General features: G+C 46.2%; 21 protein-coding genes and 2 pseudogenes. 11 read left to right on the top strand and 12 right to left on the bottom strand.

The features are described from left to right. Positions 1-148: 148 nt before the first annotated feature. Together MiSe_RS50995 and MiSe_RS16640 are read right to left on the bottom strand one after the other, a co-directional pair. The gene (locus tag MiSe_RS50995; RefSeq protein ID WP_264196537.1) at positions 149-277 is read right to left on the bottom strand and encodes a hypothetical protein; all 129 of its coding nucleotides are present in this window, start codon (positions 275-277) and stop codon (positions 149-151) included. Positions 278-412: 135 nt separating this feature from the next. Beyond that, positions 413-1,156, bottom strand: coding sequence for a hypothetical protein (locus tag MiSe_RS16640; protein ID WP_226582085.1), 744 nt, complete (start codon positions 1,154-1,156; stop codon positions 413-415). Positions 1,157-1,193: 37 nt separating this feature from the next. Between MiSe_RS16640 and MiSe_RS16635 the strand changes: the two genes are divergently transcribed. Further along, positions 1,194-1,337 carry a hypothetical protein gene (locus MiSe_RS16635; protein WP_226582082.1) on the top strand — a complete coding sequence of 48 codons (144 nt, stop codon included), beginning with the start codon at positions 1,194-1,196 and terminating at the stop codon, positions 1,335-1,337. Positions 1,338-1,401: 64 nt separating this feature from the next. Further along, positions 1,402-3,600, top strand: coding sequence for a lytic transglycosylase domain-containing protein (locus MiSe_RS16630; RefSeq protein ID WP_226582079.1), 2,199 nt, complete (start codon positions 1,402-1,404; stop codon positions 3,598-3,600). Positions 3,601-3,671: 71 nt separating this feature from the next. Here the strand turns inward: MiSe_RS16630 and MiSe_RS16625 are convergent, their stop codons facing one another. Together MiSe_RS16625 and MiSe_RS16620 are read right to left on the bottom strand one after the other, a co-directional pair. Then, entirely contained in the window at positions 3,672-3,908 is a 237-nt protein-coding gene (locus MiSe_RS16625; protein WP_226582076.1) for a hypothetical protein, read from the bottom strand. Between the two features lie 307 nt (positions 3,909-4,215). Beyond that, entirely contained in the window at positions 4,216-4,416 is a 201-nt protein-coding gene (locus MiSe_RS16620) for a hypothetical protein (RefSeq protein ID WP_226582075.1), read from the bottom strand. 195 nt (positions 4,417-4,611) lie between these two features. On the opposite strand from MiSe_RS16620, the gene MiSe_RS50990 reads away from it, so the two are divergent. After that, positions 4,612-4,734, top strand: coding sequence for a hypothetical protein (locus tag MiSe_RS50990; RefSeq protein WP_264196534.1), 123 nt, complete (start codon positions 4,612-4,614; stop codon positions 4,732-4,734). Here the strand turns inward: MiSe_RS50990 and MiSe_RS16615 are convergent. Both MiSe_RS16615 and MiSe_RS16610 read right to left on the bottom strand, forming a co-directional pair. Next, positions 4,731-4,970, bottom strand: a complete 240-nt coding sequence (locus tag MiSe_RS16615) for a hypothetical protein (protein WP_226582072.1) — start codon at positions 4,968-4,970, stop codon at positions 4,731-4,733. The two genes, MiSe_RS50990 and MiSe_RS16615, sit on opposite strands and share 4 nt — an antisense overlap. Positions 4,971-5,155: 185 nt before the next feature. Then, entirely contained in the window at positions 5,156-5,392 is a 237-nt protein-coding gene (locus MiSe_RS16610; protein ID WP_226582070.1) for a hypothetical protein, read from the bottom strand. 143 nt (positions 5,393-5,535) lie between these two features. Between MiSe_RS16610 and MiSe_RS16605 the strand changes: the two genes are divergently transcribed. The 5 genes and pseudogenes from MiSe_RS16605 (at position 5,536) to MiSe_RS52035 (ending at position 8,038) form a co-directional block, all read left to right on the top strand. Then, positions 5,536-5,802, top strand: coding sequence for a hypothetical protein (locus tag MiSe_RS16605; RefSeq protein WP_226582067.1), 267 nt, complete (start codon positions 5,536-5,538; stop codon positions 5,800-5,802). Positions 5,803-5,817: 15 nt separating this feature from the next. Then, positions 5,818-5,967 carry a hypothetical protein gene (locus MiSe_RS16600; RefSeq protein WP_226582064.1) on the top strand — a complete coding sequence of 50 codons (150 nt, stop codon included), beginning with the start codon at positions 5,818-5,820 and terminating at the stop codon, positions 5,965-5,967. 117 nt (positions 5,968-6,084) lie between these two features. Next, complete coding sequence (locus MiSe_RS16595; protein WP_226582061.1) at positions 6,085-6,249, top strand: hypothetical protein; 165 nt, start codon at positions 6,085-6,087, stop codon at positions 6,247-6,249. Positions 6,250-6,412: 163 nt separating this feature from the next. Further along, positions 6,413-7,186 (top strand): annotated as a pseudogene (gene tatC / locus MiSe_RS16590) (twin-arginine translocase subunit TatC); the annotation flags it as partial. Then, positions 7,169-8,038: a Uma2 family endonuclease gene (locus MiSe_RS52035; protein ID WP_307731444.1), complete on the top strand. Its 870-nt coding sequence runs from the start codon at positions 7,169-7,171 to the stop codon at positions 8,036-8,038. The pseudogene tatC and the gene MiSe_RS52035, both read left to right, overlap by 18 nt. A gap of 366 nt (positions 8,039-8,404) precedes the next feature. Here the strand turns inward: MiSe_RS52035 and MiSe_RS16580 are convergent, their stop codons facing one another. Next, a complete protein-coding gene (locus MiSe_RS16580; protein ID WP_226582058.1) occupies positions 8,405-8,866 on the bottom strand; it encodes a hypothetical protein in 462 nt (153 codons plus the stop codon). Between the two features lie 169 nt (positions 8,867-9,035). Next, on the bottom strand, positions 9,036-10,817 hold the full coding sequence (gene menD, locus MiSe_RS16575) for a 2-succinyl-5-enolpyruvyl-6-hydroxy-3-cyclohexene-1-carboxylic-acid synthase (RefSeq protein WP_226582056.1): 1,782 nt from the start codon (positions 10,815-10,817) through the stop codon (positions 9,036-9,038). A gap of 46 nt (positions 10,818-10,863) precedes the next feature. On the opposite strand from menD, the gene MiSe_RS16570 reads away from it, so the two are divergent. From MiSe_RS16570 to tenA, 3 genes are all read left to right on the top strand, one after another. Further along, the gene (locus MiSe_RS16570; protein WP_226582093.1) at positions 10,864-11,016 is read left to right on the top strand and encodes a hypothetical protein; all 153 of its coding nucleotides are present in this window, start codon (positions 10,864-10,866) and stop codon (positions 11,014-11,016) included. 442 nt (positions 11,017-11,458) lie between these two features. Beyond that, the gene (locus MiSe_RS16565) at positions 11,459-12,331 is read left to right on the top strand and encodes an S-methyl-5'-thioadenosine phosphorylase (protein WP_226582053.1); all 873 of its coding nucleotides are present in this window, start codon (positions 11,459-11,461) and stop codon (positions 12,329-12,331) included. 248 nt (positions 12,332-12,579) lie between these two features. Then, a complete protein-coding gene (gene tenA / locus MiSe_RS16560; protein WP_226582050.1) occupies positions 12,580-13,242 on the top strand; it encodes a thiaminase II in 663 nt (220 codons plus the stop codon). A gap of 169 nt (positions 13,243-13,411) precedes the next feature. Here tenA and MiSe_RS16555 read toward each other — a convergent pair whose 3' ends face one another. From MiSe_RS16555 to MiSe_RS52710, 4 genes and pseudogenes are all read right to left on the bottom strand, one after another. Further along, positions 13,412-13,891 carry a hypothetical protein gene (locus MiSe_RS16555; protein ID WP_226582045.1) on the bottom strand — a complete coding sequence of 160 codons (480 nt, stop codon included), beginning with the start codon at positions 13,889-13,891 and terminating at the stop codon, positions 13,412-13,414. Between the two features lie 335 nt (positions 13,892-14,226). Further along, a complete protein-coding gene (locus tag MiSe_RS16550; RefSeq protein ID WP_226582043.1) occupies positions 14,227-16,566 on the bottom strand; it encodes a caspase family protein in 2,340 nt (779 codons plus the stop codon). Positions 16,567-16,632: 66 nt separating this feature from the next. After that, on the bottom strand, positions 16,633-17,811 hold the full coding sequence (sat, locus tag MiSe_RS16545; RefSeq protein ID WP_226582040.1) for a sulfate adenylyltransferase: 1,179 nt from the start codon (positions 17,809-17,811) through the stop codon (positions 16,633-16,635). A gap of 187 nt (positions 17,812-17,998) precedes the next feature. Further along, positions 17,999-18,754, bottom strand: a pseudogene (locus tag MiSe_RS52710) (DUF6745 domain-containing protein); the annotation flags it as partial. Between the last annotated feature and the right edge of the window lie 276 nt (positions 18,755-19,030).

Here is a 19,030-nt window from a genome sequence, read left to right as displayed (position 1 = left end):
GGTAGGGGCAAGGCAGCGAAGTCTTTTGATTTGGTGCAAAGATTGTGAATGCCTTGCCCCTACATATCGTGGGTGTGGCGATGTTTGAGGGTAGGGGCAAGGCAGCGAAGTCTTTTGATTTGGTGCAAAGATTGTGAATGCCTTGCCCCTACATATCGTGGGTGTGGCGATGTTTGAGGGTAGGGGCAAGGCAGCGAAGTCTTTTGATTTGGTGCAGAGATGGTCGTGCCGTGCCCCTATAGATCGTGGGTGTGGCGATGTTTGAGGGTGGGGGCACGGCAGCGAAGTCTTTTGATTTGGTGCAGAGATGGTCGTGCCGTGCCCCTATAGATCGTGGGTGTGGCGATGTTTGAGGGTAGGGGCACGGCAGCGAAGTCTTTTGATCTGGTGCAGAGATGGTCGTGCCGTGCCCCTATAGATCGTGGGTGTGGCGATGTTTGAGGGTAGGGGCAATCATCGCTTTTGGTCTGGTACAGAGATGGTCGTGCCTTGCCCCGAAAGATCGTGGGTGTGGCGATGTTTGAGGGTAGGGGCAATCATCGCTTTTGGTCTGGTACAGAGATGGTCGTGCCTTGCCCCGAAAGATCGTGGGTGTGGCGATGTTTGAGGGTAGGGGCAAGGCGGCGAAGTCTTTTGATTTGGTGCAAAGATTGTGAATGCCTTGCCCCGAAAGATCGTGGGTGTGGCGATGTTTGAGGGTAGGGGCAAGGCAGCGAAGTCTTTTGATTTGGTGCAAAGATTGTGAATGCCTTGCCCCGAAAGATCGTGGGTGTGGTATTCGTTGGCGGCATTCGGGGCAAGGCAGCGAAGTCTTTTGGTCTGGTGCAAAGATTGTGAATGCCTTGCCCCTACAGATCGTGGGTGTGGCGATGTTTGAGGGTAGGGGCAAGGCAGCGAAGTCTTTTGATCTGGTACAGAGATTGTGAATGCCTTGCCCCGAAAGATCGTGGGTGTGGCGATGTTTGAGGGTAGGGGCAAGGCAGCGAAGTCTTTTGGTCTGGTGCAAAGATTGTGAATGCCTTGCCCCTACATATCGTGGGTGTGGCGATGTTTGAGGGTAGGGGCAAGGCAGCGAAGTCTTTTGGTCTGGTGCAAAGATTGTCGATGCCTTGCCCCGAAAGATCGTGGGTGTGGCGATGTTTGAGGGTAGGGGCACGGCAGCGAAGTCTTTTGATCTGGTACAGAGATTGTGAATGCCGTGCCCCTACATATCGTGGGTGTGGCGATGTTTGAGGGTAGGGGCAATCATCGCTGATGTGTATAGGTTTTTACAAGCGGTATTGTCCTCTTTATCACCAACTGTTTTTAATTGCACCGATTGTACTTTCGGCGAGTAACAGGCAAACTTAAGAATGGCTGGTTGGCTTGAAGCGTCTGTAATTCTAAGGGTTGTGAGGAATAATGCTTAAGCAACTGAAAAACCCAATTTCTCTAGCTGTGGGTGCAGGAATATCGGTTCTCGTGCTGGGAGCGGGTTTCGCGGTAGTAAGATGGGATGATGTGCAGCGGCTAGCCCCCCAATTAGGGCAGTTGCAGCAGCTAGACTCGAAGTCAGAACCGCAGCAACAAGCACAAGAAGATCCTAAATCCGCCGTTTTGCCCTTGGCGACAGTTTCGCCGCAGCAGAGGGCGTCTCAATTAGAAGCGATCTCTTCTTCCAACACCCCCTCCCAAGATCGCAGTCGCGCCCGCTATCTCCTAGCAAGCGACTTGATCGCCCAAAAGCAAGGCAAAAAGGCGCTGTCTTTATTAGAAGGATTAGAACAAGATTACCCGGTTTTGGCTGCTCACGTGGCTATGAAGCGCGCCCAAGCTTATGAAAGTATCCCAGATAACGCCAAAGCAAAGGCTGCTTGGCAAGAATTATTAGAAAAATATCCGGAAAACCCGCTAGCGGCGGAAGCGCTGTTTGTTTTGGGACGCAAGGATGCGAAACTTTGGGATCAAGCGATCGCTTCTTTCCCCAGTCATCCCCGTACAATCGAAATTGCCCGCGAACGATTAAAGAAAACTCCCAATCAATTATCGCTGTTATTGTTGTTACTCAAACACGACCAAGATAGCCGCGATATCGGTACTGTTTTAAATCAACTCACGATTCAACATGGGGCGCAATTAAAACCGCAAGATTGGGAAGCTATTGCTTTTCTCCTCTGGCAGCGCCGAGAATACGGGCAATCTGGAAAAGCTTATGCTAAAGCACCCGCGACGCCCCGCAACGTTTATCGCGCCGCTAGGGGACAGCAGTTGGGTGGGTTTAAAAATGAAGCGGAAGCGCTTTATCAACAGTTAATCCGCGACTTTCCCACCGCTAAAGATACAGGCTTGGGGTTAATACGTTTATCCCGCATATCTCCACAGCAAGATGCGCTAATTTATCTCGATCGAGTGATTAAAGAATTTCCCGATCAAGCTGGTGCAGCGCTGTTAGATAAAGCCAAAATTCTAGATAAAATCAAAAGTACCAAGTCGGCCTCGCAAGCGCGTCAATTAGCGCTGAAAAAATACGGCAATTCCGATGAAGTCGCCCAATTCCGTTGGGATGCAGCGCGTCAGAGAGCAAAAGCCGGGGATTTTTTAGGTGCTTGGCAATGGGCGCAGCCAATTTCTCGCGAACATCCCGAAAGCGAATTAGCACCCGAAGCAGCTTACTGGGTTGGCAAATGGGCTGCTAAATTGGGGCGTGCCGGAGAAGCCAAAACTGCTTACGAATACGTCATCAGCCGCTATCCGGAATCATACTATGCATGGCGGTCCGCTGGCGAATTAGGTTGGAATGTGGGGACTTTTACCACAGTACGCCAGTTAATTCCCCAAATAGTGCGCCCGCCGGAAAAACCCTTGTTGCCAGCAGGTTCTGAAACTGTGAAAGAACTGTATCAATTGGGACAGAAAAAAGATGCGCGGTCCCTCTGGCAAGCCGAATTTAGCAATTACATTCAACCGACGATCGCCGAACAATTTACCGACGGCGTCCTGCTGTTAGGAGTCGGGCAAAATATCCAAGGAATTACTCAACTTGAAAGTTTGGGATGGTGGCGCGATACGGATGAAGAAAAATCCCAATTAGCCTCACTCAAAAAACAACCCGAATACTGGCAAGCCCTTTATCCATTCCCCTATCTAGAATTGGTGGAAAATTGGTCAAAACAGCGTCAACTTAACCCCTTATTAGTCATCTCCCTCATCCGACAAGAATCGCGATTTGAAACCACCATCCGTTCCTTTGCCAATGCGATTGGGTTAATGCAAGTTTTGCCTTCTACCGCTGCATGGATAGCGCCACAAATTAACCTGAAAAATTATGCACTAGAAAATCCCAACGATAATATCAACCTCGGCACTTGGTATCTCGATCACACCCACGAAACCTACAAAAATAATTCGCTTTTAGCCGTCGCGAGTTATAATGCTGGCCCCGGAAATGTATCGAAGTGGATACAAAAATATGGCTTAAACGATCCCGATGAGTTCGTGGAAGACATTCCTTTTCCAGAAACCCAAGGTTATGTCAAGCACGTGTTTGGAAACTACTGGAACTACCTGCGATTTTACAATCCAGAAATCGCTCAAAAATTAGAACAGTTGCCAACAAAGTAATAAATCATACCCGGTCGGGTAGCCACACTAATTGCTAACGGCTAAGCAATTAGCAATTAGCAATTAGCAATTCAATTCATGTCATTCTGATCGATTAAATTCTCGCAATTATTCCAATCGGTTTTTAACGCAGCAACAGAAGCTTGAAAGTCGGAGTTATAGGGACTATGACAAACCAAAAAAACCCGATAAAGATTAAACCCCAAGTCGATAAATTCTCCCATAGCAGGGACTCTGTTAACTTCAAGCACTTGTTGTTTGGACGGGTTGTTATTGTCTTCTTTGAGGTATAAACAAATCCTGATCATTGTCTTGCGCCTTGATGAATTATGTGTATATGTTTTGGATAGTAGATCACCCTTAATTGCATCAGCAGTGGGTGATTGGTAATGAAAAAATTACCGACTACCCAGCTACGTGCAACAATCTCTGCGAAGTTATCTCAAACGAGTAGCTTCAGTTCGCAGAGAGTAGATTTCGGTGAATTGTTACAAAACTTTAAAAAAAGCGTCTCAGAAACCCGGTTTTTTGGAAAAACCGGGTTTCTGGGTTTTAACGGCAAAAGCTGCGTTGCGACTGGGGGAAGCGATATGCTGACTCAATGCTTCTTTACTATTACGAAGTGGCTTTTTTTTGAGCTTCTATCCAATCTTGAATAATCTCGCGGATTAACTCGGCAGGTATGCGATCGCGCTCAATGCAAATTTGGCGGAAAGCCTCATCGTATTTAGGCTTCAGCCTTACAGAAAAGTGCTTTCTCGCAAACTGCCCTTTTGTAAAGCGCCCACTCTGGGCATCCTTAAAAGGAACCGCCATGCCTAACCCCAAACCCTACCCCCCAAGTATACCAAAAAAACCACAGCAGACTATTGATGCCCACAAGCGCCTATGGCTCAAATAAAAAGTACGGTGGAGAAACCACCGTAGGGCAAACAAAAATACTTCATCTCTATGATAAACATGAAGGCAGTAATACTAGCAGGCCGCGCTCGGGGCTTGATCAAGCTTAATATGACTCTGACAAACCTTGCCAAAAAACTGGCAGCCCTTGCCAAGAAACTGGCAGGGTTTATCCGCCTCAACTGCCGCAGTCTGATCCGGAAGATTGCCCTCGAAATCACGAATGCAACTTAGGTAAATCGCTGAGTAATTTTCTCATCCCCCACCACCACACTGGAGGACTTTTTTTGAGCTTCCAGCCACTCAGTAACAATTTCTCTAAGCAACTCGCCAGGAATGCGATCGCGCTCTCTGCAAAGACGAATGAAATCATCATGATCGGCAGGCTTCAGCCTGAATTGCAACCCTTTGCGTGAAAACTGGCCTTTGCTAAACTTCCCCGACTGGGAATCCTTAATTGGTACTGTCACAAACAGACCTCCTATGTACTCCCACAGTATTATTTATGGAGTAACTAAAAAGTGCGATGGAAAACCACCGCACCGCTGTAAACAAAACAATTCTGCTCTGATTATATACGAACAGTCTGAACAAAGTCACCAAAAACTTGGCAACGCTGACTAAAAAACTGGCAGCGTTTATCCCCATAGTTTGCTTACCCACCCTCGGAAGCAACGGGGGCTTTTTTTTGAGACTCTAACCACTCTTCAATAATATGCCGAGCCAAGACACCAGGGGGAAGACCAAAATCAGCAGCAGCAGCCATAAAAGCCACATCCCCCTCTCTAGTAAGGCGGAAACTACGCATCTTTGAACACAAGGGAGCTGGCACAGGCTCAAATCTGCCGGTCACCAGATTGTTTTTATTGGTAGGAGAAAAACCAGGAGCCATAAAATCGATAACTCTACACCACTAAAATATCACAAAAAATTGGTTTGACAACCCTTGACATCCGTTGTTTACAGAAAGTAAACTAAAAAGCACGGTGAAAAAACACCGCGCCGTCAATAAAAACAAATTGCTCTTATTATAACATGAACAGATCCAACCTGACTAAAAAACTGGCAGCACTCACCAAAAAGCTGGCAGCGTTTATCCGCCTCAACTGCCGCAGCTTGATCGGGAAGATTGCCCTCGAAATCACGAGGCTAGAAGGGGAAATCGAAAAACTGACACCCTCCGCCGCCACCGACACCACCGCACCCCAAGAAAAATACAGGTGGGAGATGAAAGAATGGTACGCTATCTGCTTTAACCTGGAAAATGGCAATCAGTATTCAGTTTCCTATGATGCCTGCTGATGCCCCGACTGGCAAATGCGGCGACGCCACACAGGTGAAAACTGCAAGCACCAAGACATGTACGAAGCGCTGACTGCTGCTAAAAAAACTGTAGAGCTTGACAAAAACGACTGCCCATTGGGAATGTACCTGCGGCGCACCGAGGACTGGATGTGCGTCGAGTAGGAGGTTTGGTGCTAGCAAGAAAAATACAATCCCCGCAGCGGATGGCAAATTGAACAAGACTGCATTGGTCGCATTGTCCAAGGAAAAAACGAAATTTTGGCAAGCACTCTACGTTCAATGCCACGCAGCTTTAGTGCAACCGAAAATGCAATCAACTATTTAATTCGCTACAACGGAATTGACCCCAAAAAAATGGCGGAGGCATATCTGAAAAAACACCTACCGGAACCCGAAAAGCCCAAGCGCAACTGGCTCTCTTTTGAAAACTTAGCGACAGTTTAACAACCACGCCCTTTAGCGCATACCTGAGGGCGCTGAATAAAAATCTAAAATCATCAATTATCAAACGTGAGACTAAAAGTCTCACGGGAAAACCCTGGTCTATTGATGCAGGGTTTTCCCTTGCTGTTCTATAATGCAAAGAATCTCGGATAAACGCAAACCCATGACGCCTCTAGATCTAGTAGAATCCTCAATTGAGGAAGGTTTAGCAGACCCAACAATAGACTATCTCGACGACCTCCCCGATGATGTCGAGATGTCCCTATTCGACCACTTGGAGGAATTGCGGCAGCGGATATTCTACTCTTTAATTGCGTTAGTGGTAGGCGCAGTTGGGTGTTTTCTGTTTGTAAAACCCCTGGTCAAACTGCTAGAAGCGCCCGCACGGGGCATCAAGTTTCTGCAATTAGCACCTGGAGAATTCTTTTTTGTCTCGCTGAAAGTAGCGGGATACAGCGGCTTATTGGTGGCGATTCCGGTTATTTTATACCAAATTATCCAATTTATTCTCCCCGGATTAACGAGGCGGGAACGACGGCTAATTTTACCCGTCGTTGCTGGATCTACCCTTCTGTTTTTAGCTGGGTTGGTATTTGCTTATTTACTGCTAATTCCAGCGGCGGTTAATTTCTTCATGAACTACGGGGAGGATGTTGTAGAGCAGTTATGGTCAATTGACCGATATTTTGAATTTGTTTTGCTACTTTTGTTGAGTACGGGGTTAGCGTTTCAAGTTCCAGTTATTCAAATTTTATTGGGGTTGTTGGGGATTGTATCTGCTAAACAGATGCTTTCTGGTTGGCGATACGTTTTACTAGGGTCAGCGGTTTTAGGAGCAGTTTTGACGCCTTCTACCGATCCGATAACGCAAACGCTTTTAGCAGGCGCAGTCGTTGGTTTATACTTCGGCGGTATCGCTATGGTGGCGCTGTTGGGAAACTCTCAGGGATGGGGTAGGTTAATTGGAGCGATAAGTAGCCCATTTACAAAAGTAAACAAAACGACTGTGACAGATGCGATCGCACAAGCTCCTTCCGACACGGTTACAGAACCTGCCACCATAGAAGTACTTGAAGAAACCCCAACAGTAGACGAGGAAAATACCCAAAATGGTGTTTCAGATTTAGCAGATTTGAGCCAAATAGAAGTAGAAAATCAAACGAGTCAAGTTGAGGATACGGATATCGAAAATCAGACGCAAGTCGATGAACCAGAGAAGGAAACCACTCAATTAGAAGCAACCGAAACAACCACAGAAAATCAACTTACATCCGAAGCATCTCTACCCCCGCCACCAGTAGAGGAACAAGCAGTACCAGAAATGCTGCCGCAGCGCTTTCTTTCTAAAGTGACTGGCGCTTTATTTACACTCCTCGATTTATGGTGCGAAGATAGGGGTGAAGTCGCTATCAAACGGGCAATAAATATCAAACGAACGGGTGGAGATTGGACAGAAGTGCCAGATTTGTGTTACGTATCCTACGAACGTTTACCAGCAGGTTGGATGGAGGATCAAGCTTGCCCAACTGCTCCCGAATTGGTCATCGATATGATTTCACCCAAACAAACATTTGGAGAATTGGTAGACAAAGCAACTGAGTATTTAGAGGCAGGAGTGTTAAGAGTTTGGTTGGTCGATTGTCAAGCTAGAAGTATCACAGTATTTTATTCAGATGCTCGCCCCCGGACTTACAGAGGAGAAATGGAACTTACCGATCCATTGTTTGAAGGATTGGAGTTAATTCCTGAGTTACTTTTTAGGCAAGCTCGTTTGCCTAATGCTGGTTAAATATTGAATCTTGCACCCAAGCGTTGAAATAAATTTCAGCCTGTAGGGGCACGGCATTAAACAATTTTTGCTAGAAATCAAAAGTTATCGACGCCGTGCCCCTACGCGTGTTAACACAGGTTACGAATCAGCTTTTGGGGCACGGCATTAAACAATTTTTGCTAGAAATCAAAAGTTATCGACGCCGTGCCCCTACGCGTGTTAACACAGGTTACGAATCAGCTTTTGGGGCACGGCATTAGACAATTTTTGCTAGAAATCAAAAGTTATCGACGCCGTGCCCCTACAAAGATTTTCAGTCAGTTTTAACTGACTAGCCAGAAATTTATTTCTGGGCTATTTCGGGGCTATTTCTGAGCTGGCTCATTACCGACGACCTTGACGCGCACAAGCGTAATTTGCTGCGTGCCTTGCGGATGAACGAGTACGATTAAGGTTTTCTAACCTGCCGTAGTTATCTTGGTTAATTTCGACAATGATTCTGTTATTTCTGTCAAGGGCTATGACGCGGCGAAAACGGGTAATTTTGGTGCGACAGTCAACGGAACTATAGATCATAAATCCGTAGACTGGGACTCTAGAAGCGGGACCAAAACTATAAAGTTGAAGCGATTGTGGGCGGTTGAAAACAACCTGCTGCCAATAAAAACGCGATCGCGTTCTACCTTGTATCGAAGCAGCATCGATATAAATGGCAGTATCGCTGTCGCTGATTAGTCTCACCCATCGCTGAACCGCATCCGCCGAACTAAAAATGGCTCCGGTTACGATCAAGATAACAATAGCAGTTGCAGGTAACAACTTCAACAGGGTTTTACTTAACGACATTTTGCTTAAATCTCCTCACGCCAAGTCAATTTTAGGGGTCAACAATCAGAATCAGGACTGACGCAAATCACCTTTGTTTCTAGGAAAAATCGTCGATTTTAAACTAGAGATATACCAAGAAACAAAGGTGATGGCCTCGAATGCGATCGCATTGTTTCACCAACCCAGATTAGCCGATGCCAGATGAAAATTTCCTTAAGTTATCTTGCCGCCATCTAGCATCTGCCTTCCGGTTAGTTCGCAATTCTAACACCCTCATCCCCCCAACAGGTAGAGGATTTAACAGATATTTGAACTTTTCCCAATCAGTCACTAATTGATGTTCCACACCATAGGTAGCGCACAATTGAGAGAAATCAATATCTTGGGGAGTGGCGAAAAACTCTTCAAAGGGCGGATCGAACTTGGCAATTGGCAACATTTCAAAAATGCCGCCGCCGTTATTGTTAATTAAAATTATCGTCAGATGCCCGACAAATTTGTTTTTCAATAAAAACCCATTCGTGTCGTGCAACAAAGCTAAATCTCCCGTTAGCATGACGCTACTTTGGTTTTGATGGGCAATTCCTAATGCAGTGGATAAAGTGCCGTCAATTCCATTCGCCCCTCGATTGAAAAATGGTTGCACGGCTGATTTATTGGTTTTCCAAAAAAATTCTACATCTCGCACGGGCATACTATTGGCAATAAAAATCGGCGTACCCGATGGCAATATCTCTGAGAGTAACCAAGGTATTTTACATTCAAATAGATCGTTTTCGGTAGCCATTTTTTGGTCAATTGCCGATCTAACTTTTACTTCAAAATTACACCACAAATCAAGATATGGAACCTCTCGCTTGGACGGCGACGAGGGGAGGACAGAGGTTAATTGTTCGATTGATAGTCGCAGGTGAGTGGTTTTACCGTGGAGGGGGTCGAGGTTGTGGTGACTGGGGTCAATTATCCACTGTTTTGGTTGAGTAATTTGTAACCATTCCCGCAGTTCTTTACTCGTGGGTAAGTCTCCGATTTGAATGACTATTTCTGGCGTCAATTGTTGTGCTAATTGTGGCGAACGTAAAATCATATCGTAGGTGGAAATTAAGTAAGGATTGAGGTCGGCATAGTTTCTTAAAGGTGAGAGTCCTTCCGCTAGAACAGGCCATTTTAAGGTTTGGGAAAGGTAAGCGATCGCTGTTACATATTCCTGGGCTTTTGCAGGTTGTGCAACCCCCGCAATAATTATACCCTTGTCACATTGCAGCCATTCTTGGAGTGGGTAATGGCGTTCCCAGGCAGAGCCAGGGAACGAGGATAATGGCGTTCCCAGGCAGAGCCAGGGAACGAGGGTAATGGGGGTAATGCTAGTAAAGAAGTCTTCTTTTAACTGAGATTGGAAAGTTTGGGCTTCGAATTGGGGAATGGGTGCGAGGGGGTCGCGGAAGGGGATGTTGAGGTGGACGGAACCGGGGGTAGGAATTTGCGATCGCTCCCAAGCATATACTATTATTTGCCGCAGATATCGCAGCATTCCCATTTCCAGAGACGGTACGGCTAATTCTGCTTGCCAGTTGGGATAATTGCCATATAATTTCACTTGGTCAATCGTTTGTCCGGAATGACAATCCCGTAATTCTGGGGGGCGATCTGCGGTTAAAATTAACAAAGGTACTCTACTTTCTCTCGCTTCAATTATTGCTGGATAGAAATTCGCTCCCGCCGTTCCAGATGTACAAACAACGGCTACAGGTAACCCAGATTTTTTCGCAATTCCTAGAGCAAAAAATGCTGCCGAACGCTCGTCTAAAACGGGAATTGCTGCTATTTTTTCATTTTGAGCAAACGCGACAGCAAGCGGCGTTGAACGAGAACCCGGACAAATAACGGCGGTGGTTAATCCCAGTCTTTGGAGAGTTTCGACTAAAATGGAAGCCCAGACTGAGTTAGTATTGCGAAAATCAACTGGCATTGGCGATTGCTATAATTGTCAGCGAAAATAAGTGCTGGTAATTATTATGACGCAAGAACTGATAGATTTAAGACAAAGCATCCTTGAAGGACGCTACGCCGATGCTTTAGCAATCGTCGATCAGCTAGAGGGAATGAGTAAAAATTCTATTTTACGTCAAATCAAATCTTTTTTAACGACGAGCCTATCACCAAAGTAACTTGGCAGCGAACGCGAGTGCGGAAGGGAGGCATATCTTTAGTTTCCCAGCGACGAGTTTTCATACTCACATCTTGCACCATTCTCAACCTGCCTGGAAACCCTTGTTTCTTTACGAAAAATCTAGGCTTTCAAGTTTAGCTATTTGCCAGAAACTAAGGTGTTAGCCCTGGTGCAATATCTGAGCATAGAAACCCGGTTTCTTTGCGTAAATCCCGACGATTTGGCTGATTCATTTAATTAAAAATATAGTTGAACAGCGGCTCACCAATGTTTATCCGTATCGCTGATTAAATTATTAGACAGTTGTGGAGAAAGTTGCTCCTGGAGCTCCCCAGCTCCCCTGCTCCTGGAGCTCCTGGAGCTCTTCCTCTCCCTTTTGCCACAGATCCAGTATCCCGGTACAATAGCTTGGCATTGCAGCGTGGAAAAAAGCTTATAAGATGGCTCAAGCACAAATTGGGATTATCGGCGGTAGCGGACTTTACAAAATGGACGCCCTCAAGGACGTGGAAGAAGTGCGAGTGGACACCCCCTTTGGGTCGCCTTCCGATGCTTTAATCCTGGGAACTTTAGAAGGGACGCGGGTTGCCTTCCTCGCACGTCACGGACGCAACCATACCCTTTTGCCCTCCGAGTTACCATTTCGGGCGAATATTTATGCCATGAAAAGTTTGGGCGTCGAGTATCTAATCTCGGCGTCGGCGGTGGGTTCCCTCAAGGAAGAAGCAAAACCGCTAGATATGGTAGTGCCGGATCAATTTATCGACCGGACGAAAAATCGAATTTCCACCTTTTTCGGCTCAGGAATTGTGGCGCATATTGCCTTTGGCGATCCGGTGTGCAAAAATCTGGCTGGCGTTGTCGCGGATGCGGTTGCCAGTTTAGAATTACCAGACGTAACTTTGCATCGCGGCGGCACTTATGTATGTATGGAAGGCCCCGCATTTTCTACTAAAGCCGAATCGAATTTATATCGCAGTTGGGGTGCAACAATTATCGGCATGACCAATTTACCCGAAGCAAAGTTAGCCAGAGAAGCAGAAATTGCCTATGCAACTTTAGCCTTAGTTACAGATTACGATTGCTGGCATCCAGACCACGACAGCGTAACTGTAGAAATGGTAATTGCCAATTTACAACGCAATGCAGTTAACGCCCAAAAAGCCATCCAAGAAACCGTGGGACGCATCAGCCAAAATCCCCCCGCTTCAGATGCTCATTCGGCGTTGAAGTATGCAATTTTAACGCCCTTGGATAAAGTTTCAGCAGCGACCAAGGAAAAGATGGGTGTGTTGTTGAAAAAGTATTTGTAAAGTTGGGAATTGGGAATTGCTAATGGCTAATTGCTAATTGCCAATTTGATTAAAATCAATCTAAAATCAGCAATTATATCATCTCCGGTAGCAAAGGTTGTGCAAGTGTTTTTGATACTGTAGGTGCGGGTAATACTAACCAGTTATAAGTCCTGATTTCGTTAAACCTGCCCCGCCTGACTACCGATGCTTAAGGATATGATATTACCAATTACCAATTAGCCATTAGCCATTAGCCAGCCATTTTTATGAACTTTACAGATAGTTTGTGGCTCTCGATTGAAGCGATTTATAGCAAAATTTTGGCTCATCCTTTTGTCCAAGGGTTAACCGATGGATCCTTGGATGAATCTGCTTTTCGCTTTTATGCCATCCAAGATGCTTTGTACTTACAAGACTTTGCTAGAGGACTGGCAATTTTAGGTGCAAAAGCAGACAGCGACGATGATTTTTTGATGTTCTGCGACCATGCCAGTAATGCTATTTTAGTCGAACGGAGCATGCACGATAGCTTTTTTAAAGCGTGGCAGTTGACGTCAGAACAGGTATACAATACCCCCCCTGCTCCTAACTGTTTGCTCTATACTTCTTATCTGCTACGGGTGGCGTTAGGACTGCCTTATTATGAAGCGGTGGGTGCGTTTTTACCCTGTTATTGGATTTATTGGCAAGTTGGTAAAGAATTAGTGCAAAAAGGGTCGGTCAATCCTTTATATCAGCAGTGGATTGATACCTATGCCAGCGATGAATTTGAAGCGGTTGTCAAAGCTGTTTTGCCTGTTATGGATAACTTGGCTCTTGGGTTAACACAACCGCAAAAAGAAGCAGTGAAACACCATTTTATCATCACCTCAAAAATGGAATATTTGTTTTGGGATATGGGCTACCATCAGCAAGAGTGGGAGGTTTAATATACAGCCGATTGCAGGCGCATGAGGTACACCTTCGTTTGTATAGCGGCAGCATTAATGCTGCCGCTATACAAACGAAGCCATAAGGCTTTCCCTCATACGAAAAGCAATCCGCTGTCAGAAACCTGGTTTTTTGAAAAACCGGGTTTCTGTGGCGGTTGGAATAACCTTACAAAGATCGCATCGTCACTGGAACGCAGAAACCAGCGCTACAATTTCTCACATTTAAAGAACTGCTACGAGTAGGGTGAATCTCAAATTCATCGGGTTCGTAATTAGGATTGGGAGTTCTAGTTCCTGGGTAAGTGGGTCTGCTACCGCGTAAAATAAAGCCATTAGAAGTAGGCGTTAGCGTCATCCGTTGTTGAGCCGCAATCAGTCGCCCATTCGGAAGACGAACATTCACGACCATTGTGCCAAAATTACCATCCATAGATAGCCTAGCGCGATGAGTAATGCCGTTGGAGCGCCAAAACAACGTCCAATCTCCCTCTAGGGCAATATTGGGATTGGCAATGCGCGGTCTGATTTGTTGCGCTACAGCAGGAACTGAAAACGCTGTAGTACTCATCATTGATAAGGATGTAGCAGCTAAAGCCATTATACCGAATGTTGTTAATTTTTTCAAAGATGATTGCTTAGTTTTCATAAACTTCACCCTAGGAATTCAATCTTCTAATTAATCCTGCCAAACTTCAGCCTGTAAATCCGGATTATTTACTAAAATTTTTTTAGGGAACCTTGGTTTAATATCATGTCCGCGAGAGATCGGTAGTGTATGGATGGCTAATTGCTCGCTTGCTAATTGCTCGCTTTTCAATTGCCAAAAGAGCAGCCATTAGCGATTAGCTATTAGCAGTTACACAACCGTTGCTACTGGACATGATATAAGTTAATCGTCATTAAATTTATTGCCTAAAGTAGGTTGGGTGAGGTACCTCACCCAACCTACAGAATCTCCTATTACCAATTACCCATTACCCATTACCCATTACCAACAACTTCATAAACAAAACTCAGCGTCGCCCAAGCATTGACATCGATCGCCCAACTATCAGAAGAAATACCTAATGTCTCGGTTGTAACTGCGCTCGCTTGGTGCAAGTCTTGCAAAACGGCACGCGCTACTTCTAGGGGATTGAATAAGCGTGCAATTCGCCTTTGATCTCCTCGTGGATGATTCATGCTATCCCAAGCGGCGAGTGTTTGGATAAAAGGCGCACGACTAAAAATCAGGTGGGTTTCTGCTAGTCCAGAGGGTTCAGAAACAATCCATTTGAAGGGATTGGAAATTTGGGGGATGGTAATAGATTCTCCGGGAAGAATTACCAGGTCAAAGCTCTCTTTTTTTTGGGGATATAATGCGATCGCACTCCCCCCACCATCCATTCCCACCAACATCACGTAGACTGGGTGCAAGCTCTCGTTCTCCAGTCGGTACTGAATCTGGCTCCCCCTGGGAATCTTCAGTATACTTGTATCATTATTACCCATCGACAACACCGCGTTACTGGTATTTGTCCTCGATGCGAGGCGGGTAACTTTGTGCATTAACATCTGTTCCCCTTGATCAACCCTTTGCAGCGTCGCCTTTACAGCTAAGCGAGAAGATGCTTCATTTCCACTCAAGCGCAATAACTTCGCCGCTAGTTGGGTTCGCAATTTAAGTGTCAATCGATACACTGCTGTTTTAATCGCTTCCCCTGGTTCCCCTCTGGTATTGGGAATCAGTTGTTTTCCTAAATTGAACAAACCATATTGAGGAATGGGAATCGATGAAACAGCAGTATTTTCAACTCGACCAAATAAACAATCTGCGGGTTGTTCTCCAGCGATAACTGACGAGACTTGAGACAAGTTGGCAAACGCACTGGTGGCATCTACGCGCTCGATTCGCTCTAAACTGGCATCGAGGGCGACTGTTAAACCAATATTGCGGGGTAAAACTCGAATCGATTCTTGTACGAGTTGTCCTGGCTGTAGTTTATCCCCATCAGTAGAAAGAATTCGCGCCTTAGCTTTTAAACCTTCGCGAGAACGCATCTGTAACAAGGTTGTTGGTAAAGTCTTTTCGGTGTCTGAGTTGGGCGGCGAAACTACAGTTAGAAGAGAATTAATCCCGTAGAATTCTAAAATTGTGGCGGGGAGTCCTGCGAGCCACAATAATGCAGTTTTTCCACTATCTTCTACCCCGATGACTGCACCCTCTGCGCCTGGGTTTAGATCGGGCAAAAGGTGATAAGTTTGGGTTTGTTGTTCGCCGCGGGGACAGGTCAAGCTAGGTTGCTGTTGATCGCCTGCAACTTGTTTGACGCTGCTGGAAACTCGACTGATGCTGATCTGAACGGTTGTCGCTTCTGTTACCTGCCAGAGATGTTGGGTTAAGGCGTAGGTAAATAACCCGGCGCTGAAACCGTTCCACTGCACTTCTGTGGCGACGTGGTTGGAGTCAGAAGCGGCTAAAAGTTGTCCGGGTTTATCAGTACCGAGTAATTTTTGAATCCTATTAGTTTTGACTTGGCTAGCGAGTTCGGCTTGAAACGCGAGTTCCTTGGCGTCGAGTTGATTGCCTGGGAGAGTCGGGCGCGATCGCATCCGTAAATTACCCAGTAACGGTGGGATAAATCCCTTGAGGCTGGGGTCAGTGAAACTGGTATCTAAGATGGTGGCGATGCGATCGGTTTGGAGACTTCGCAACAACAACCACAGCGTCTCTTGTGCCAGCACGTTCACCCCAGAAGTATCTTTAGTTGAGAGCAACCCATCAACCCCAATCAAACAATTTTGGATTTTTGGTAATGGGTTATTGGTAATGGGTAATTGGGTTGTATCTGTTGGTGGGATAGGCGTATCTGTTTGTGGGATAGGCGTATCTGTTTGTGGGATAGGCGTTTGTGGGATAGGCGTTTGTGGGATAGGCGTTTGTGGGATAGGCGTCTCGCCTGTCACCACCAGTTGGCTACCATACCCGCTGAAGTGGAAAATTACCCCATCGCCCGGTTTAGCTTGTTTAACCAGATGCTCGATGAAAGCAGTTTCGATATTTTGTCGCGTCGCTTGTCCGTCGGTTAAAACGAGAACATCCGGCGCTTGGAAGCCAAACCGATAAATTAGCAGTTCCCGTTGCAGTTCTACATCGGTGACGCAACCCGCAAGCGCGGGCAATTGGGGATACTGATTAATACCCACCAGTAGCGCCAACTTGCGCGAACTGGTTTGCGCTAACGCTTGGGAGTAGCGGGTAAAGCGCAATAAACCAGCCTCGCTAATACCCATAGCTGCCAGCGCTATACCAGCTCGTTGCAAAAAGGCTCGTCGCTTCATTGGATAAATCTGAGTTCTTTGTGAGCGTTACCCACTAAAATCTAGCAACTAACGACTAAAAGCAAGTTAAACCTCGGTGGGAACTCGCATTGCTCTTGCTAGTTCTGCCGCAACTTCAGGGCGGGAAAACTCTGGGGGCGGTAGTTCTCCCCGTCTGAGCATCTCGCGCACCTTCGTTCCCGACAAGTGTATCCGCTGTTCGGGGGTGCTGGGACTCGTTTTCGTCGTCGCCATCCCCCCGGTAATCTTGCAGTAGAAGGCGTGTTCAAACATCATCGGCACGATGCCCATTTCCCCTGGCTCAAATTCATCAAAAATATATTGAGCGTCATAAGTGCCGTAGTAGTCGCCCACGCCCGCATGGTCGCGTCCCACGATAAAGTGGGTGCAGCCGTAATTTTTGCGGACGATGGCGTGGAAAATCGCCTCCCGCGGGCCAGCATAGCGCATCGCCGAAGGATTGATCGCCAGAATTACCCGGTCTTTGGGGTAGTAGTGTTCCAGAATAATCTCGTAGCAGCGCATCCGCACATCTGCTGGAATATCATCATCCTTCGTCGCGCCCACCAACGGATGCAGGAATAACCCATCCACGGTTTCCATCGCCGCTTTTTGGATATATTCGTGCGCTCTGTGAATAGGATTGCGCGTTTGGAACCCGACAATCGTTTTCCATCCCTTTTCTTTAAACATCCGGCGCGACTCAATCGGGTCGATTTGATATTTGGGAAATTGGGGATGGGGGTCGCGTTCCAGCAGCCAAACTGGTCCGGCTAAATTAATCGACCCTTGGTTATAAACCACTTCCACGCCTGGGTGCTTGATATCGTCGGTGCGGTAGACATTCACCGCTTCGTGAGCTTTGTTGTAACGATATTTTTGGGTTAATTCTAAAACGCCGACAAATCGCCCATTCGGGTCGTCCAAACGTACCCAGCTGCCTTCTTTTAACGGTTCTGCCACTGCTTCCGCTACCGACAGGGTAACCGGAATTGACCAAGGCAGACCATTGATCAGGCGCATATCGGTGACGACTTGCTCGTAGTCTGGTTTTTCCATAAAGCCATGCAGCGGACTAAAACCGCCAATGGCAATCATCACCAAGTCAGAAAACGCCCTCTCGTCGAGTTGGACGCGGGGCAGGAAATTCGCTTGCGCGAGAAATTCTTGCTTTTCTTGCGGGGTAGCAATGCGATTAATTAAGTGACCGCCGTGAGGGAGGATGCCGTCTAGATGCTGACTCAAAGTGATTCCTTCTTCTGCGAATAGCGACTGATTGAACGAGTTAACCGCTGATGTAAGCTGGCAGCGGCCTAATTTAACCAACTTTTTATCTTACCATCAGCCAGGAATGGGTTTCTAATTTTTCCAAGGGGTGGATGTTATTGAGATGCGCGACGAGCAGATTTTGGAAATTCGAGCGATGGCTTAGTTAGGTTTGCACGGAAAATTCTTCTGGGTCTATGCCCCAATTCACCCACCGAATTGCTTCCCTCGCCGATGTCATATCAGGTGGAACGCGCAAGGCGTGAATATGCCCGGTGCTTGGGCAAGTCATTTTTAATAAATAACCCAAGTTGCTAGTTATAACTATCGTGGGTTGCTTGCATTGCTAATCGCCAGCTTGCTAATTGCTGATGGGAATATTTTTCTGGTCTACCAGCCATTAGCTATTAGCCATTAGCCTGTCTTGGGACCTAAAAAGATAACTAGCAACTTGCGTTAAATACATTTGCTCTTCATCAACATCGGCATTTATTTTTAATAAAGTGTATTCTTGCCAATTATCTAATTCAATTGCTTGCAACTCTTGGCAGATGCGCTCGTCACCTATTCCCTGAATTAATACTCGCCTCACTTCAGCGTTCTTTTCTTCTAAAAGCCATTGTGCTTGCCACTGTTTTGGGTGAAGTTTCCCATATTTTTTAGGTAACCATACGCCTTGACCGTGATTGGCATACATGCTGAATCCATCAGCAAATTGAATAGCGAGGTCTGCTTCAGCGTGAAGGCGATGTTCGCTATCAAAAGACAGTTTAATTGGGCGATCGCATACAAGGCAAGTATTTTCATAAGGAAATATCCAGCCACATTCCTTGGCTAGCAACTGAAACTTTTCCCATCTATTTTGGTCGCCATCGCAATTTAAAACGGCAATACAAAAATCAAATAAACTGCCGCGACATGCCCATCCTTCCGGGTCAAAATATTATGACCCAACTTTTTAACCAACATATCATATAGCGTCCACCTTGATACTTGACCGAAAATAACGGGATTTTGGCTGTCGAGTTGGTTTCCCAGTTGACTTACCAAATATCTAACGCAAGTTGCTAGTTATAAACAAGGGCGTTGCTAATAGCTAATTGCCAGCTTGCTAATCTTGGATTTTTACTGACATTAGCCATTAGCCATTAGCCATTAGCCGCTCCCAGAGAGATAACTAGCAACTTGAGTTATCTAC

The organism is Microseira wollei NIES-4236, from assembly GCF_020521235.1.
Lineage (GTDB): Bacteria > Cyanobacteriota > Cyanobacteriia > Cyanobacteriales > Aerosakkonemataceae > Microseira > Microseira wollei.
Note: the sequence above shows the minus strand (reverse complement) of the source record. Positions and strands in the feature narration are given on the sequence as shown.

Bases quoted from the DNA above. Each gene is read 5' to 3' on its own strand.
- MiSe_RS16610 (WP_226582070.1), bottom strand. From the start codon at position 5,392: ATGGCTCCTGGTTTTTCTCCTACCAATAAAAACAATCTGGTGACCGGC.
- MiSe_RS16605 (WP_226582067.1), top strand. From the start codon at position 5,536: ATGAACAGATCCAACCTGACTAAAAAACTGGCAGCACTCACCAAAAAG.
- MiSe_RS16625 (WP_226582076.1), bottom strand. From the start codon at position 3,908: ATGATCAGGATTTGTTTATACCTCAAAGAAGACAATAACAACCCGTCC.
- MiSe_RS16595 (WP_226582061.1), top strand. From the start codon at position 6,085: ATGCCACGCAGCTTTAGTGCAACCGAAAATGCAATCAACTATTTAATT.
- MiSe_RS16600 (WP_226582064.1), top strand. From the start codon at position 5,818: ATGCGGCGACGCCACACAGGTGAAAACTGCAAGCACCAAGACATGTAC.
- MiSe_RS16555 (WP_226582045.1), bottom strand. From the start codon at position 13,891: ATGAAAACTAAGCAATCATCTTTGAAAAAATTAACAACATTCGGTATA.
- menD (WP_226582056.1), bottom strand. From the start codon at position 10,817: ATGCCAGTTGATTTTCGCAATACTAACTCAGTCTGGGCTTCCATTTTA.
- MiSe_RS16570 (WP_226582093.1), top strand. From the start codon at position 10,864: ATGACGCAAGAACTGATAGATTTAAGACAAAGCATCCTTGAAGGACGC.
- MiSe_RS16550 (WP_226582043.1), bottom strand. From the start codon at position 16,566: ATGAAGCGACGAGCCTTTTTGCAACGAGCTGGTATAGCGCTGGCAGCT.
- MiSe_RS50990 (WP_264196534.1), top strand. From the start codon at position 4,612: ATGACTCTGACAAACCTTGCCAAAAAACTGGCAGCCCTTGCCAAGAAA.
- tenA (WP_226582050.1), top strand. From the start codon at position 12,580: ATGAACTTTACAGATAGTTTGTGGCTCTCGATTGAAGCGATTTATAGC.
- MiSe_RS16580 (WP_226582058.1), bottom strand. From the start codon at position 8,866: ATGTCGTTAAGTAAAACCCTGTTGAAGTTGTTACCTGCAACTGCTATT.
- MiSe_RS16565 (WP_226582053.1), top strand. From the start codon at position 11,459: ATGGCTCAAGCACAAATTGGGATTATCGGCGGTAGCGGACTTTACAAA.
- MiSe_RS16620 (WP_226582075.1), bottom strand. From the start codon at position 4,416: ATGGCGGTTCCTTTTAAGGATGCCCAGAGTGGGCGCTTTACAAAAGGG.
- MiSe_RS52035 (WP_307731444.1), top strand. From the start codon at position 7,169: ATGGTGGCGCTGTTGGGAAACTCTCAGGGATGGGGTAGGTTAATTGGA.
- MiSe_RS16635 (WP_226582082.1), top strand. From the start codon at position 1,194: ATGCCGTGCCCCTACATATCGTGGGTGTGGCGATGTTTGAGGGTAGGG.
- MiSe_RS16630 (WP_226582079.1), top strand. From the start codon at position 1,402: ATGCTTAAGCAACTGAAAAACCCAATTTCTCTAGCTGTGGGTGCAGGA.